Source organism: Nitrosomonas sp., assembly GCA_016703745.1.
Lineage (GTDB): Bacteria > Pseudomonadota > Gammaproteobacteria > Burkholderiales > Nitrosomonadaceae > Nitrosomonas.
The window spans coordinates 507980-523617 of record JADJBK010000006.1 but is presented as its reverse complement, the minus strand read 5'-3'; the positions used below and the strand labels follow the sequence as shown (position 1 = coordinate 523617).

The following is a 15638-nucleotide window of genomic DNA, read 5'->3' as shown; positions in this document are numbered from 1 at the left end:
CATGAGCTACTATCAACATCACGTTTTTTTCTGCGTCAATCAGCGCGATAACGGCGAGCGCTGCTGCAATGATTGCGGCGCACAAGCCGTGCGAGACTACGCCAAAGCAAAAATCAAGGCACTCAAGCTTGATGGTAAAGAAAAAATCAGGATCAACAACGCCGGCTGCCTGGATCGCTGTGCGGAAGGTCCAGTCATTGTCATCTATCCGGAAGCGGTCTGGTATACCTATATTGATGAAGAAGATATCGATGAAATCATTGAATCACACTTGCAAAACGGACGTATCGTCGAACGCTTGAAAATATGATATTGCCGCACTGATTAGGCAACCTTGGGCAGATATCCGGCTGATAATTCGCCATTTTCACTGAAGGTATGACGCAAAAAAGATTCAAACATCAACAATGTCCATATCGATGCACTGAAATCACGGCGTCCGGATTGATGCTGATCAAGCATTTTTTCAATAAAGGCCATGTTAAAGATACCTGTGTCAGCCAGCGTGTTACCCAGCAGCCCGGCGCGAACACGCTCACGCAATGGTCCGCGAAACCAGCTGGCGAGCGGTACGGCAAAACCCATTTTATTACGGTACAGCACGGTTTGTGGTAAGTATGCTTCCATCGATTTTTTCAGGATATATTTACCTTCCTGCTGACGCAGCTTCAATGAGGGTGACAATCCGGATACCCACTCCACCAGTTCATGATCAAGCAACGGCACGCGTACTTCCAATGAATGTGCCATGCTGGCACGATCAACTTTAGTAAGAATGTCGCCAACCAGATAGGTTTTGATATCCAGATACTGCACCAATGACAATCTATCTTGTGTTGGACTGTTGGCCGCATAATCTCGCAATACTTCTACTGCCTGATAGCCCTGCAAACTTTTGCGAAACGAGGGGGAGAACAGTTGTGCACGCAGCTCATCACCCAGGATGGATACGCTGTGAAAATAGCCTTCTACTGAATCACGCGCTAGCGTTTCGAAAGTTGCCTTGGCACGCAAGAATCTTGGCGCCCAGTCAGCCTTGGGATAGAGTTGACCCAGTATGCCAAATAATGGCCGACGTAATCCGAGTGGAAGCTTCTCACGCAGTTTTTCTTCCATCATATGCCAGCGATAGCGGCGATAACCTGCAAAGTTTTCATCTCCTCCATCCCCGGATAATACGACTGTCACATGTTTTTTGGCCAGCTCACACACACGATAAGTCGGGATAGCGGAACTATCCGCAAAAGGTTCATCATAAAGTGCTGCGAGTCGATCAACAAGGTCGAGATCATCCTGTGCAACCTGTTCGACAAAATGTCGGGTTGAATAGCGTGTCGCCACTTGCTGCGCATATTCTGACTCATCAAAGGCGGGATCAGAGAAGGCGATCGAGCAGGTATTAGTCGGCTCATTCATTGTTTCCGCCATCATCGCCACAACTGCACTGGAATCCACGCCGCCAGAGAGAAAGGCACCCAGTGGAACCTCGCTCATTAACTGACTGTTGACTGATTTACGCAGTTGGGCAACGAGTGCTTCCCCGGTTTCCTGCTCACTTAGTCTTGCTTGCTGGATAAATGGAACATCCCAGTATTGCTGGGGCTGGATGGCAGTTTGTCCTCGTGTCAGTTTCAGGTAATAGCCTGGCTTAAGTTTGAAAGTGCCATTAAAAATGGTTCTGGGTTCAGGAATATAGCCATAGGCGAAGTACTCTTCAATCGCCAGATGGTCAAATGCTCTGCTCAACTCCGGATAAGCAAGCAACGCTTTCAGCTCTGAAGAAAAAAGAAATAGCCCATTATTCAGCAGGGCATAGTAAAGCGGTTTTATTCCCAGTCGATCACGTGCCATGAAAAGTATTTGCCGGTTTCGATCCCATAAGGCAAATGCAAACATGCCGTTGAAGCGATCAACACAACGCTCACCCCACTGCTCCCAGGCGTGCACGATGACTTCGGTATCGCAATGGGTTCGAAATTGATGACCCAGCATAGTCAACTCCGTTACCAGGGTCTGAAAATTATAGATTTCACCGTTAAATACGACGACAACACTACCATCCTCATTAAATAGCGGTTGCTGGCCACCCGCTACATCCATGATCGACAAGCGGCGATGCCCCAAACCTAGACTGGGCTCGATATGGAGTGAACCTTCATTAGGCCCGCGATGTATCTGGGTCTGGTTCATCCGTTCCAGTAATTCCCGGTTGATTTCGCCACCGCGTGTATCAAAAATTCCTACGATGCCACACATGCTTTTATCCTGTTAGAAATAAATTCCATGACTATTTCTGATTTTTTGTTGAGTCTAGGTCTTCCCTGATCGCGGGCATCATATCTGCAACGAACTGACGCATCAATAAAATCGCCTCCTGTGGATCAGTCTCGTAATGAGCCGCAATAATAATTTCGGCACCGTCGTCTCCTTGTCCAAATAACTGGTTAACGGCCATTAAAAACTTAACCATATAGGGATTGCTGGTTTCATAGTCACCAAGCCACCACCAGCGCCATGTCAGTAGTTTGTCAGTAGATGCACGCAATTGATTCTGTGTAACCGTTAGCTCTGCATTATCCACGGATATGTCCTGTCTGGAGCTGAGCACATCGATCCAGCCACTGTTACTGGCAACCAGGGTATTTCCATAATTAATCAGCTCGTTACCTTGTTTCTGATTGCGGTAATAAGTCACGTAGACGCTGACACGTCGATCATTATTACTGAAATGCCCGATATATTGGACAGGCGAACCCACATAAACTGGCGCCCAGTCAGACAATGGAGCCGTTTCAGGCTGCCATTTATCAGAATGATTAATTATAGTAAGGGCTGGTATAGACTGCTGATGCAGGGAGGTACTTAAGTGCTGCGCGTATAACGGCCAGATTGCTGTAATGATCATGATTAACCCGGCTACACCCCATGTCGCTTTACTTGTTACACTTGATTGAGAGCCGTCTTTTGTTTGTTCGGTTTGGATAATCGACTGAACTGGTTGCTGGTCCTCGCGCCAGAATGAACCTGCCCAGAATAACAGTAGCATCACAATTCCAAAAAAGAGCCAACCATAAATCAGATGATCCACCCCAACCGCTAGAGTCATGTTGCTGAGGTGACCGGTCATGACGATAAGATAGGCGCGGAGACCATTTGCGATAATGGGCACGATAATCGACAGCCCAATAAATATGATGCGCCTGCTCAGGCTCTGATAGGTAAGATAGGCATAGAGCGTACCCAATGTTACTGAAGCAATCAGATAGCGCACCCCACTGCAGGCTTCGACTACTGACCAATTACCGCTGGGTACGCTAAAAAAACTACCTTCGCGATAAACAGGTATTCCGGTTAACTGAAGCGCTCCAACTGTAAAATCGGCCGTAAAGTTAATTAGCGGCGGAATGAGGGAATCTCCAAATGGGACTGCAAAAAATAAATAGATAAGTGGAAAAACAGTGGCGATAAAAATTTTATTACCAAGCATCGCCCATACGATGACCGGGAGCATTGCAACCAAGACATATTGTTGCACAATCATGACGCTGGCAAGCGTGGCCAGTAGCCAGATAAATCCCAATCCGGCCAACAATAAAAGTGGCAGATAATCGGATTGATGTGCAATAGTTTTCAGTGTTTCTCGCCTGCCCCAAACCATATACAGGCTGAAGGGGACGATCAAAAAACCATGCGCATAGGTATCAGAACGTATCCAGATCGCTACAATTGACCAGACCGTTTCATGATAAATGCCTAAAACCAGTCCGATTACCGTGAATGTCAGCAGCAAATTGACACTTCTATTGCTTACCTTGGCATGTGCAACAGTGGGCAATTCTATTCGTGTTGTCATAATAAGCAGCTTTCCAGAAATTCTGTCGGTTAATTAAACAGATGCGAGTTTTTATCGTCTTGCTTCAGTATCAAAAATTGTTTCCAGCATGGTATCTAAGCGTGACAGGCTGTTTTGCCAAGTATAGTCCGCCATGATCCGGTTACGGGCTGCTTGACCTAAAATTGCCCTATTCCAATTCTCCAGAATGCGTAATGCCTGATCAGAAAATTCAGTCTCATTATTCGCAACCAGCAATTCTTCTCCATCAATTGCATTAATTCCTTCAAGTGCTTGCGGAGAAACGATTACCGGTTTTTGCATCGCCATGGCCTCTAATACTTTGTTCTGGATGCCACGGGCGATTCGCAGCGGAGCAACTGCCGCGACAGCGTGCTGCAAATAAGGCCGGATATCCGCCACCATACCGGTAATACAAATACCAGGCAAGTTTGCCAACAACTGTACAGTTTTGCCTGGCTTGGCGCCTACGATATAAAACCAGGTATTCGGTCTTCGCGCGCGAATGATTGGAAAAATGTGGCGTGCAAACCAATCTACCGCATCAATATTTGCCCAATAATCCATTGCGCCAGTAAAAACCAGCACTTCGATTCCAGCTGGATAAGGGTTAGGATAATTCTGACCAGGCGAGAAAAAACTGGTATCGACCCCATTATTGAAGAAAGTTGTTTTTTGTGCACATTCAGGGGCAAGCTGCCGAAACAAGGATGCTTCTTTTTCAGAAACAAATGTTGCATTATCAAATTCGCAGGCGATGCGTCTTTCATAATTGAACAAACAGTCTGCCTCGCGACGGTAAATCCAGCTGAATGGCCACGGTTTTGATATGGCATATTGCCGCCATTTGTCGGAATCAATATCGACAAAGTCAATGATACGTCGACCATGTTGATTGTGATCGACGTATTGCGCCATAGCGGCAGAAAATACGACACTAACCGACACAGCTTGCTGCTCAAAAATTTGAGCTACCCATTGCTGTAATTTTGTATGTCGATAATAAGCCAATGTCAGCGGATCATTACCCAGTAATGCAAACAAACTCCTGGCACGAGCAACCAGAGGATCTATTCCCACAATGCAGGTATCTTCACAGTATGACCTGACCTTGTCTACATGCTGCCAATCCTGCTCGTCATCAACGAATGTCCCGAGAAAAACCCGATAGTGCTGACTCAGATGCTGCAAAATATGGAATGAGCGAATCTTGTCGCCTTTGTTTGGCGGGTAAGGAATACGATGGGTTAAATACAGCAGGGCTTGCATTACGATCAGCCGAGATTTCTATTGATATAGGGGCCAATCAGATTGGCTAAAGTGAGCGGCATTTTTTGCCAGGCTTTAATGAAAAACTGATATTTTGGGTTTAATGGATTGATTTCAGGCATGGCTTGCTTGCGATGTAACTGATATTCATAATAAAGCTGCTCCGGCTCAAATCCCCAGTTTTTCTTGAAACTATAGGAACCCGCACCTTGCTTGCTGCGCCCGAAATCAAAAATCCGGTAGCCCTGTTCACAGGCGCGCCGCATCAATTCCCAGTACATGAAATCATTGGCCGCCAGATCTCTAGCCGCATCTGTTCCTCCGCCGTAATATGGCAAGACTTCATCACGAAAATAGAAACTCATCACCGCACTCACCACTTTGTCAGCCTGGGTAATCACCATGACTTCACAATCATCACCAAAAACCTGCTTGAGCAGACGGAAATATTTTCTGGAGAAAACCGGCGTACCCAGACGATGCAAACTGGTGGAATACGCCACAAAAAAACGTTCTGTTGAGGTATCTACACAAGACTGCAGTCCATGTTTGATACCTTTTCTCACCATTGCTCTCTGTTTGCGGGGAATTTCCAGCAGGTTCCGCTCGACATCAGGATCTATCACTTTTCGGAAGGTAACGTACATTTCCTTGGTCGGCCATTCTGGATGTTGCGGTTCACGAAGACGGTATTCCAGATAATCGACATTGAGATAACTGGCCAGAGATTGGGCCGCTTGATCAAGCTTGCTGTATGCATTATCGGATACTGCCGCGATACCACCATACGCACAGAATGGCAGCGCACTGAGACTATGCCCAAACAGCAGACTATTGATTTCTACCAGCGGCAATACACCCTGGATTTGGCCATTTTCCTCAATGTAAAGAAACCAGGTTTGATGCCCAAATGCCTGCTCCATTATCTGCTGCCAGCCGGCACGGTGAAAAAATGTAGCCTGTGGGCACTGGTCAATAAAATCATCCCAAGCGCGGTATTGTGCCTGCGTCAGCAGGGAAACCCGGGACAGGATTTCCGGTAGTGATCTCTTCACATCAAGCGCAGATAGTTTGGCTGCACTCATATCGTATCCTTGAGAAAAATATGATCCATTCGCCCCCAGGCAAACTGTTGCGTCAATAAGCGCAGCCGATCTTCCATGCGACCCAGATTGACATAGTGCCGGAATCGTGTTTTAAAACCTATCCCCTTTACTCGCGGTTGATCAGGATCAATCTCCCAAGGGTGAAAATAAAAGATAGCTGATTGCTGATCGTCCTGATTAACTGCTTGCAAAAACCAGCGAGACAAACAATAAGGCCAAAAACGGAAGTAACCGCCACCTCCAACAGGGAAATTGCGCCCCAGCATGCGTACGGTGGTAACGGGTAATTCAAGCAATTGTCCCGATTGACTGGGACGAAAAGCAAAGCGAGGTGCTTCAGGCATACCATAATGATCGTGTATAACCGGATATATGCTGGAGCTGTATTGATAACCTGCCGCTTCAAGACAATCCAGCGCCCACAGGTTTTGGCCATTAATTGAGAAACTGGGTGCACGATAACCAATGACTGCTACAGACCCGATATCCTCAAGCAATTTTTTACTATGAACAATATCGTTCTGAAACTGTTTCTGGTCCAGCTCGGTTACTCGATGGTGAGCATAGCCATGGCTCGCCAGTTCATGGCCATTATGCACAATTCTTTTGATCATCTCCGGATAGCGCTCTGCTATCCAACCCAGTGTGAAAAAAGTTGCCTGTATTTGGCGTTCGTCCAGTAAAGCCAGAATTCGGTCAATATTACGTTCTACCCGACAGGGTATTTTTTCCCAATTGGACCTGGCAATAACGGGAGCAAAAGCCGAAACCTGGAAATAATCTTCAACATCAATGGTCAGAGCGTTGATCATGATAGATTCTGCTTTAGTCCAGTTGATTGGGCAAAGTTGACACATCAAACTCTTTTTTAATATCCAGCATGACTTCATGCGCCTCTGCTTTACCAAGAATCTGAAGGCATTCCAGACACCCCATGATTAACAGACGATCGCAGAACTGATTAATTCTTCGTGGAATTCCGCCAGTAAACTCATGAATAATATCAAAAATTTCATTCTGAAGCGCTGGATTACCATTCCAGCCAACTTTCTGTAACCGATGCTCGATATACGCCCTGGTTTCTGATTGATCGAGTGGTCCAAGATGGTAGGTGGCAATTACTCTTTGTCTGAGCTGCTGCATGTGGCTTCCAAGCAGAGTTCTTCGGAATTCTGGCTGACCCAGCAAAAATGTTTGCAGTAAAGGACGTTCTTGTGTCTGAAAATTGGACAACATACGCAACTCTTCGAGTGTTGGTTGGCCAAGATTCTGCGCTTCATCAACGACTAACAATGCTCGTTTTCCTTCTCGTGCGCATTGATGAAAGAACTGCTCTAACCCCAGTAACAACTCTGCTTTTGACAGATTGCTGTATGGCAAACCAAATGCTGCCGCTACCATACGCAGCGCATCATCCGCATCCAGATTGGTACTGACCAGTTGCGCAACAATAATTTGTTCCTGCTGAAGGTTTTGGAAAAGATGACGCATCAGCGTGGTCTTGCCCGCTCCCACCTCGCCAGTAATAATGATGAAACCATCCTCCTGCGATAAACCATATTGCAAATAAGCCGCAGCACGTTTATGCCCCTTGCTGTCAAAAAAGAAACTGGCATCGGGTTTAAGTTGAAAAGGCTTCCCGGTAAAACCGTAGTAGTCAAGATACATATTTGATCTTTCTAAAAGTCCATATTTAAGGTTGCAGTAATAGCATTTGCACTAAAATTATTACTGAAACTGCCGCTGGTGCTTTCAGTAATCCGACGCTGATGGCGATAAAGAAGGCTTGCATTTAATTTTTCAGACAGCTGTTTGTTAACACCCAGTGTAGCGATAATATTGTCATTAGTTTGATTGGTTGCGTTGAACTCAAACTGAGTATAACCAAGATTAATATTTACATCGGTTCGGGGTCCCAGGCGATGATTCCACAAAACATTACCACCAGTTTGCCTGGTATCTCGGGTTAGGAACGCATTTTGCAATCCGATCAGATCCGCATCTTCCTGATCGGAACTGAAGGATTTCCTTGACATATTAAATACCCTGAAAATCAGGGAATTCTTCCGGCCATTCAAGGTCAGCGACGCTTGAAAATTTTTTAGTAAGAATAGTCGGTTGGTCAGGAAATTATTGGGATCAGAAATATTTGATGGCAATCCCCGATTCAGCAACCCACCAGCATCACCGATACCGGGCAGCTGTCCCAGAGAACCTGCATTCAAAATTGAACCACCCAACAAAGATTGCTGACCAAACGTGGTGATATCTTCCACATAACTGGCGTTCCACAGCGTTCCACGGGTGCGGTGATCAAATGCCCCGGAAAAAGTCCTCCCGAAAAAACGTTCACCAGCGGACGCGCTGAGAGTCGTTCTGCTCGTGGGCGCCCAGGAGAAGCCCGCCGTCCAGGAATGACTGGATGGTTTTCCTCGAATTGAAATAAAACTGTTGCGCTCGTAACCACCCGTGCCAATTAAACTGAATTGGGGTGTGATGACATATCTGAGCGTACCCGTTATTCGCTCCATTTCAATTTTTCCAAGATTAACGCCAGCTCGTTCTCGGCTGATCTCCGTGTGGGTGTAGTTAATCCCCCAGCCAAGTGTTCTGAATGCTGAGCCACTATTTAATGAAGCTATGAAAGCATCACTGGAATTATTGAAAAAATTGCGTTGATTCGAACTGACACCGCTTCGGGCGTAGCGAATCTCACCAGAAGCCAGATTTTTAAAACGGTGACGTGCGTAGGGGCTAATGCTCCAGTTACGGATATCCCGCGTATTTCCACTTAAATTGGCGTTATCCAATGCTTGTGAACCAAACAGGAACGCATTCTGCTGTGAAATAGAAGCACGTCCATCCACAAAAAACAGATCTCGGAGTATTTCAGCAGTCCCGTTACTGTTTAACTGCTGCCGAATCAAAGTGCGTCCACTATTTGCAAAAAACAAACTATTCAGAGTGTAGTTCGCGTTGGCATTGAAACGACGTCCGTTACCGGTCAGATTCACACCAGGATTAATTTGCGTGATAAATTCACTACCACCCCCAGCTCCGCCAAATCCGCCAAATCCACCAATCCCACCTAGTCTCACGTTGTCGGTGTAGGTTTCACTGATGGATAACCGCGGCCGGATATCCCATTCTGCGGCTTGCGCCGTCAGGCACAAGCCGCAGGTACTGACCAGAAAAAAATAACAGACACGGAACCGATACGGTAAAGAGAAATGACAGACCGATGACTTCATTAATAGTAGTAACCGTAGTAGCCGGCAGTTGACTGTGTTCTTGCTTTGTTGTATATCAGGTTGATTACATCGCAGGATTCGATTTGTTGCAGGGCATCTTTCACGGTCTGCTGAGTGGTTCTTTCTGCTTCAACCACCAATACAATTTGCCCCATTTGAGTGGCAAGCGCTCTTGACTCGCTGGTTAAAAGTAACGGTGGAGAATCAAATATGACTACCCTGTCGTGGTACCGCTGGGCCAGTTCTTGCAAAACAGCTCCCATACTCTGGCTGGCCAACAGCTCGGTAGAATGCGTATGGCGCGTTCCCGCAGGAATCAATGTCAGTTTTTCCACATTAGTTTTAATCATGACATCAGCTATTTCGAGTTCCGGGTTCAAGAGGATATCCAACAACCCGGGTTCTTCCACACTGAAACCCAGTGTCTTGGGTATGGAAGGGCGTGCGACATCTGCATCGACCAGCAACACCCGATGATCCATCTCCATAGCAATACTCATCGCCAGATTGATCGAGCAGAAACTTTTGCCTTCACCTGCCAAGGAGCTGGTTACCATAATCAGATTACCATTTTTTAATCCACTCATTGGATTGAAGGCATTGGATATCAGTGGTCTTTTAATCAGGCGAAACTGTTCAGCCACGGCGGATTTAGTATGGTTAAGCGTGACGATCCCCAGACGGTGCAGGTTTTCCAGATCGATTGCTATTTTTTTGGTTGTCTTTTTTGTATCCCTGGTTGCTTTCGAACTATGTGGAGGATCAAGTCGGTCTGTTTTAGCCACGAATATTTGATGCTCTGATCTGCCATGAGTTGACCCGCCACCCTGCACAGATGCCGCCGGTGATGCACTGCTCGTCCGCGAAGTCCCTTCCGAAGGTTGCGGAATACGATTGGTATCAGGGGGGTAATGTCTAGCATTATTTTTGGTAAGTTTATCTGCTGCTCGCTCTATGAGACTCATGCTCGCTCCTTCAATACTCGTAATCTTGCCCCTTGCTGCGCCAGACGAATCAATTCAGCCATGATTGTGCTGCTGCCGAACCAGGTAATTTTGTGAAACTGACCAATACGGCGTAACACATTACCAGCATAAGTAAGGATGCACCAAAGGCGTAAAGTTGTCCTTTACGTTTTATTTTTTCCTGATCGGTCCAAATCATCGGCACCGTTCCCAGAATGGGCAGACCTGTCACCTCGCGTAAGCCTCCCTGGGTATGAAAAGTAGGTCGTATCTGACTGATAATAAAAGCTATACCAATTCCACCCGCTAGTGCGCCAAGAAAAACGAGTGTAAATAATTTCTTGCGATCTGGCCCTGCTGGAGTTTCGGGAACTGTCGGTGGATCGATGATCCTGAATGACATCAGTCCGGTTGCGGAACTCAATTCACCTGAAATTTCAGCTGATGCCCGGCGCTCAAGCAGTTTCTCGTAATTAGCTTTGTTGACACTATAATCTCGATTAAGCTGCTGCATTTCTATTTCAACTGCCGGCACCATTGCACTCATTGATTTTAGCCGTTCAAAACGCGCTTCATACTCAGCCACTCGCACTTCCATTGCCGCTACCAATGACTGGGCTTCTGTCAACGCAATATTGAGCTGCTGCAACATGGGGTTATAGTTCATGCCATTATTGCTTGCTGATCCCATTAATTTGGCTTCTTCAACCTTACGCTCTTCCAGGACGGCAACCAGTCTTTTGGCGGCAATCACATCTGGATGCTGCTCTGTGTAATTCAGCAGCATACTATCGAGGTTGGAGTTTAACGCCTGGATACGTGTGTCAATTTCGGGATTAACAATGCTTTTTGGCGAAATTTCACTCGCTTCCAGTAATAGCACAGGTTCATCGCCAGTCATTTGTCTCTGAACAGCGTTTCGCGACTGTTGCGCCTCTGCCAGGGAAAGTCTTGCTTTTTCCAGTTCCTCTCGCGCAGCAACCAGCTGTGTGTAGTAATCCCCTTGACCAGGCAGAAGTCCAAGATTTTTCTGCTTGAATGCCGTAACTGCAGCCTCAGCGGCGATCAGTTTTTCCTCATAAGCTGTAATTTGCTGATCGATAAAACGTAATGCGGCCGTTGAGTCCTGTCGCTTACCTTCCAGTCCGCCCTCGACAAAAATGGTTAGAAGTGACTGGACGATATCTTTAGCTAGCTGGGGATTCTTGTTGCTGTATGAAATAGTAAAAATATTATCTCGCCCGGTTGATGCCAGGGTGATCTCTTTCATTAGCGCAATGACCAGTTTATCCATGGCGCTGTCACTGGTCACCTTGATATCCAGATCCACCATGCGGATAATCCTTTCTACATTGGGACGGCTAATCAGGGTTCGACTCATGATGGTTACTTGTTGCTCCGGATTGGGCGATACGGTCATCCCAGCCATCAGCGGCCTAAGTATGCTTTGGGTATCCACGTAAATCCGCGCGGATGCTTCATAGTTATCCGGCATCTGATAAATATAGAACCATCCCATAAGCGCAACAAGCCAGGCAGACACAACAGAAAGCCAGCGGTACTTCCAGATACCCTTGAGATAAACTACCAGTTGCGCAATTAATACATCCATATTGAATTACCTCGTCTCTCGCAAAAATTACTCATGAAAGAATCAACGGAACAATCAGAAATAACTTTCGGGAATAACCAATACATCCCCTTGATACATGGGCACATTAGCGGACACATCTCCATCGCGAATCAAATCATTCAGCCTGACCCGATACTGTTGCTGCACACCGTCCACCATTCTTATGATCCTTGCCCGGTTACCTGCCGCAAAATCAGTTAATCCACCTACCGCAATCATCACATCCATAATTGACATATTTTCACGGTAAGGAAGTGCCTGGGGTTGCGCGGCCTCGCCAATCACCCGGATCTGCTCGGTAAATGGCCCCACAAAAGCAGTAACAACTACCGTCACAACTGGTTGCTGTAAGTATTTAGCAAGTGTCTCTTCTATATCGCGCGCAAGTTGTGTCGATGTTTTACCGCTAGCGGGCAAATCTTCAACCAACGGAGTTGTAATTTTCCCGTCCGGCCGGACGGGAACACTCATCGAAATTTCTGGATTCCGCCAGACGATGATATTCAATGTGTCCCCGGGTCCAATCAGATAGTCATGAGGTATTTTTTCTCCCTGGGTAGTCAGTAACGGATAACTGGTGCAGCTACTCAGTATTAATACACTGGCAGCAAAAGAAACGATTAATCCGACTCTAGATAGCATATTCACGTGAAGACCTCGAAATTGAAAATTGTCCAAGCTAGTTTCCTTGATTTTATTTGCATAAATGTTGCAGAAACTTTAATAATTTATTTGGCCGCGATGTAATCGTAATCCCTGGCACGATCAAACCAGCGATCTCCCGTTATTCAATTGGTTAATACTGGTATCGCAGCGGGGAAAGCAACGGGCAAAGTTATCACTTATTCAGTAAATAAGTATGTGACTAAAATCACATACTAACTTACCGTAAACTTATTTAAAGATTGAATACGGCACCTGTACACAATTCTATATCTTTTAATTTGATATTCAATTAACATACATAAGCCAAAGTGTTTGTTTGTGGCAGTGGCTTATCAGAACAACGACGCGCAGCAAAAAGGCCAAGTGGATTTTATTTATGGAAAAGAGATGGCGTTGTGTCCAGGAGCACAAACCGTACGCTCACGATGCGGAAGATGCTCTACGACAACTTCTATTCTACATTACTTGGCGCAAAAACCCACTAAGTCTGCGACAAAGTTCGCATAATTGCAACACCATGCGCCCCTTGTTCCTGCGCGGCACCCAGATCAATTTTAGACATGCCACCCAGGGCATAGGTCGGCAAAGGGTAATCACGAATCAATGTACTGAATTTTTGCCAGCCCAGTGTTGGCATGGCGGGATGACTGCGAGTGGGGTAGAGCGGGCTCAGCGTCACGAAATCAACACCAAGAATGACTGCCTGATTTAGTTCTTCTTCATTGTGACAGGATGCACCACACCAGTTTACCAGTGGTCTGGTAGTTGCTTTAAGCAGTTGCGAGCTGGTCAAATGTACGCCATCCGCCCCAAGCATTTGTACTATTTCGATGTTTTCGTTAATCAGTACTTTGACCTGGTGGTGGTGCGCCCTCTCCAGTATTTTCGTTGTAAAATCGACAAGCCGTTCTAATGACATATTTTTTTCACGAACCTGCAGTAGCTTTACACCAGATTCCAGAGCAAAATCGATCATTTTTAGCGATTGTGCTTCGCCCATTTCAGCTGCATTGGAAATGGCATAAACAGAAGGCAGAGTCAGTGCCCGCAAAATAGATTGATTAGCGGGAAGTAGCGGTGAAACCGTCACATTATTGATGTGTTGCCATGTAAGCTGCTGCTGTTCACGTGCAGTGGGTTCATTCAACCATTGCGTGACGCGGTAAAACCGGATTCTGACGATTGCATGTGGATAATGGAATTCGCGTGTCAGCCACGGTGTGGCATGGGTAACAATTATCCCCAATTCTTCGTAGAGCTCGCGTGCTAACGCATCTCTTTCAGATTCATTGACCTCAATTTTTCCCCCGGGAAATTCCCAATATCCCGCATAAGGTTTGCCAGGCGGTCGGCGCGCGAGCAGAAAACAACCGTCCGAGCGAGTAATAATGGCGGCGACTACTCGGGTAGGTGAAGATAATTCGTGTTGGATGCCAGAAGTCAATATCTATTGCATTTCTGTTTTGATAGGTTTGTGTTGGTCTGTCCAATCATGTGCACATTGCCAGGTAATTTGTCTGTCCTTGCCGCATCAGGCGAAAAGCAATGCGCTGGCTGAAATCAGAATGCACTCCCTGCGGTTCTGGGGCGAACCGCTCGAGCAATACCGGCAATCGATCGAGATGCTGCAAGATGTCATGGTTTGATGATCTCATGAACGGTATTCTGCATTGATCTTGACATAATCATAGGACAAATCGCAGGTCCAGATCGTGGCTGCCGCTTCTCCTCTATTCAGTACGACTCGCATCGTGATCTCGGAAGACCGCATGATCCGCTGACCGTCCTCTTCGCGATAGCTTGTTGCCCGCCCGCCATTTTCTGCGACCAGCACGTCACCGAGATAAAGATGAACATGCGCGACATCAAGGTCATCAATGCCGGCATATCCGATTGCCGCAAGGATCCTGCCCAAATTAGGGTCAGACGCAAAGAAGGCGGTTTTAACCAGCGGAGAATGCGCAATCGCAAAGGCGGCCTTGTTGCATTCTTCCCGGGTTCTGCCTTTCTCGACCTTAATGGTAATAAACTTGGTTGCCCCTTCACCGTCCCGCACGATCATCTGCGCGAGTAGAACGGCAATTTCCATAATGACTGTGCGAAGTCTGCCAAAATCAGGATGATCAGCATCACTTATCGGCGCATGTCCGGCTTGGCCGGTTGCTATCAGTATCAGTGCGTCATTGGTAGAGGTATCACCGTCCACGGTAATGCAGTTAAAGGAGCAGTCAGCAACCATTTTCACCAGTGAGCGTAGCAATATCTGCGAAATATTGGCATCTGTCGCGATAAATCCAAGCATCGTCGCCATGTTGGGATGAATCATGCCTGAACCTTTCGCCATGCCAGTAATTGTGACGGCCACTCCGTCAACGACAACTTGACGAGATACGCTTTTGGCAACCGTATCAGTTGTCATGATGGCATGCGCCGCCGCAAACCAGTTGTCAGGCGATAAATCAGCCACCGCCACCGGCAGGTGTTCAATTATTCTGTCAACAGGCAATGGCTCCATAATGACACCCGTTGAGAACGGTAAAATCTGCTGCGGTTGACAGTCCAACAATTTTGCCAATGCGGCACAAGTCGCTTCGGCATGATCTAATCCGTCCTGACCCGTTCCCGCGTTGGCGTTACCCGTATTAATCACCAGCGCACGAATCGGCAGCGGCCCGCTCAAATGGGCTTTTGCAACAGCAACAGGTGCCGCACAAAAACGATTCTGCGTGAAAACACCTGCAATTTGCGCATGCTCCTCAAGCTGGATGACCAGCAAATCACGTCGATCAGGCCGTTTGATGCCTGCTTTAGCGATACCCAATGACACGCCATGAACTGGCAGTAATTCTTCTTTCAGGGGAGGGGAAAGATCAACAGGCATGGGAGTCAAAGCAA

14 protein-coding genes are annotated in these 15638 nt (G+C 46.8%); 1 reads left to right on the top strand and 13 read right to left on the bottom strand.

What is annotated here, in order from left to right; all coding sequences use genetic code 11:
* Position 1 precedes the first annotated feature (1 nt).
* Positions 2-310 carry a (2Fe-2S) ferredoxin domain-containing protein gene (locus IPG31_03530; protein ID MBK6617463.1) on the top strand — a complete coding sequence of 103 codons (309 nt, stop codon included), beginning with the start codon at positions 2-4 and terminating at the stop codon, positions 308-310.
* Positions 311-324: 14 nt separating this feature from the next.
* Here IPG31_03530 and IPG31_03525 read toward each other — a convergent pair whose 3' ends face one another.
* The 13 genes from IPG31_03525 to argJ form a co-directional block, all read right to left on the bottom strand.
* Positions 325-2256: an amidotransferase 1, exosortase A system-associated gene (locus tag IPG31_03525; GenBank protein MBK6617462.1), complete on the bottom strand. Its 1932-nt coding sequence runs from the start codon at positions 2254-2256 to the stop codon at positions 325-327.
* 31 nt (positions 2257-2287) lie between these two features.
* Complete coding sequence (gene xrtA, locus IPG31_03520; GenBank protein MBK6617461.1) at positions 2288-3853, bottom strand: exosortase A; 1566 nt, start codon at positions 3851-3853, stop codon at positions 2288-2290.
* Between the two features lie 51 nt (positions 3854-3904).
* A complete protein-coding gene (locus IPG31_03515) occupies positions 3905-5122 on the bottom strand; it encodes a TIGR03087 family PEP-CTERM/XrtA system glycosyltransferase (protein ID MBK6617460.1) in 1218 nt (405 codons plus the stop codon).
* Positions 5123-5127: 5 nt separating this feature from the next.
* Positions 5128-6207 carry a FemAB family PEP-CTERM system-associated protein gene (locus IPG31_03510; GenBank protein MBK6617459.1) on the bottom strand — a complete coding sequence of 360 codons (1080 nt, stop codon included), beginning with the start codon at positions 6205-6207 and terminating at the stop codon, positions 5128-5130.
* Complete coding sequence (locus IPG31_03505; GenBank protein ID MBK6617458.1) at positions 6204-7085, bottom strand: DUF3473 domain-containing protein; 882 nt, start codon at positions 7083-7085, stop codon at positions 6204-6206. Before IPG31_03505 ends, IPG31_03510 begins: the two co-directional genes overlap by 4 nt.
* On the bottom strand, positions 7054-7896 hold the full coding sequence (locus IPG31_03500) for an AAA family ATPase (GenBank protein MBK6617457.1): 843 nt from the start codon (positions 7894-7896) through the stop codon (positions 7054-7056). Before IPG31_03500 ends, IPG31_03505 begins: the two co-directional genes overlap by 32 nt.
* A gap of 11 nt (positions 7897-7907) precedes the next feature.
* Positions 7908-9479 carry a TIGR03016 family PEP-CTERM system-associated outer membrane protein gene (locus IPG31_03495; protein ID MBK6617456.1) on the bottom strand — a complete coding sequence of 524 codons (1572 nt, stop codon included), beginning with the start codon at positions 9477-9479 and terminating at the stop codon, positions 7908-7910.
* On the bottom strand, positions 9479-10444 hold the full coding sequence (locus IPG31_03490; GenBank protein ID MBK6617455.1) for a tyrosine-protein kinase family protein: 966 nt from the start codon (positions 10442-10444) through the stop codon (positions 9479-9481). Before IPG31_03490 ends, IPG31_03495 begins: the two co-directional genes overlap by 1 nt.
* 49 nt (positions 10445-10493) lie before the next feature.
* Complete coding sequence (locus IPG31_03485; protein MBK6617454.1) at positions 10494-12056, bottom strand: chain length-determining protein; 1563 nt, start codon at positions 12054-12056, stop codon at positions 10494-10496.
* Between the two features lie 54 nt (positions 12057-12110).
* On the bottom strand, positions 12111-12719 hold the full coding sequence (locus IPG31_03480; GenBank protein ID MBK6617453.1) for a polysaccharide biosynthesis/export family protein: 609 nt from the start codon (positions 12717-12719) through the stop codon (positions 12111-12113).
* 505 nt (positions 12720-13224) lie between these two features.
* The gene (locus IPG31_03475) at positions 13225-14175 is read right to left on the bottom strand and encodes a Nudix family hydrolase (protein MBK6617452.1); all 951 of its coding nucleotides are present in this window, start codon (positions 14173-14175) and stop codon (positions 13225-13227) included.
* 58 nt (positions 14176-14233) lie between these two features.
* Positions 14234-14398, bottom strand: a complete 165-nt coding sequence (locus IPG31_03470; GenBank protein ID MBK6617451.1) for a hypothetical protein — start codon at positions 14396-14398, stop codon at positions 14234-14236.
* Positions 14395-15624, bottom strand: coding sequence for a bifunctional glutamate N-acetyltransferase/amino-acid acetyltransferase ArgJ (gene argJ / locus IPG31_03465; GenBank protein MBK6617450.1), 1230 nt, complete (start codon positions 15622-15624; stop codon positions 14395-14397). Before argJ ends, IPG31_03470 begins: the two co-directional genes overlap by 4 nt.
* Between the last annotated feature and the right edge of the window lie 14 nt (positions 15625-15638).

What these genes read in the sequence shown, in the direction of transcription:
- IPG31_03530 (MBK6617463.1), top strand. Translation starts at nt 2, where the DNA reads ATGAGCTACTATCAACATCACGTTTTTTTCTGCGTCAATCAGCGCGAT.
- IPG31_03525 (MBK6617462.1), bottom strand. Translation starts at nt 2,256, where the DNA reads ATGTGTGGCATCGTAGGAATTTTTGATACACGCGGTGGCGAAATCAAC.
- xrtA (MBK6617461.1), bottom strand. Translation starts at nt 3,853, where the DNA reads ATGACAACACGAATAGAATTGCCCACTGTTGCACATGCCAAGGTAAGC.
- IPG31_03515 (MBK6617460.1), bottom strand. Translation starts at nt 5,122, where the DNA reads ATGCAAGCCCTGCTGTATTTAACCCATCGTATTCCTTACCCGCCAAAC.
- IPG31_03510 (MBK6617459.1), bottom strand. Translation starts at nt 6,207, where the DNA reads ATGAGTGCAGCCAAACTATCTGCGCTTGATGTGAAGAGATCACTACCG.
- IPG31_03505 (MBK6617458.1), bottom strand. Translation starts at nt 7,085, where the DNA reads ATGTGTCAACTTTGCCCAATCAACTGGACTAAAGCAGAATCTATCATG.
- IPG31_03500 (MBK6617457.1), bottom strand. Translation starts at nt 7,896, where the DNA reads ATGTATCTTGACTACTACGGTTTTACCGGGAAGCCTTTTCAACTTAAA.
- IPG31_03495 (MBK6617456.1), bottom strand. Translation starts at nt 9,479, where the DNA reads ATGAAGTCATCGGTCTGTCATTTCTCTTTACCGTATCGGTTCCGTGTC.
- IPG31_03490 (MBK6617455.1), bottom strand. Translation starts at nt 10,444, where the DNA reads ATGAGTCTCATAGAGCGAGCAGCAGATAAACTTACCAAAAATAATGCT.
- IPG31_03485 (MBK6617454.1), bottom strand. Translation starts at nt 12,056, where the DNA reads ATGGATGTATTAATTGCGCAACTGGTAGTTTATCTCAAGGGTATCTGG.
- IPG31_03480 (MBK6617453.1), bottom strand. Translation starts at nt 12,719, where the DNA reads ATGCTATCTAGAGTCGGATTAATCGTTTCTTTTGCTGCCAGTGTATTA.
- IPG31_03470 (MBK6617451.1), bottom strand. Translation starts at nt 14,398, where the DNA reads ATGAGATCATCAAACCATGACATCTTGCAGCATCTCGATCGATTGCCG.
- argJ (MBK6617450.1), bottom strand. Translation starts at nt 15,624, where the DNA reads ATGCCTGTTGATCTTTCCCCTCCCCTGAAAGAAGAATTACTGCCAGTT.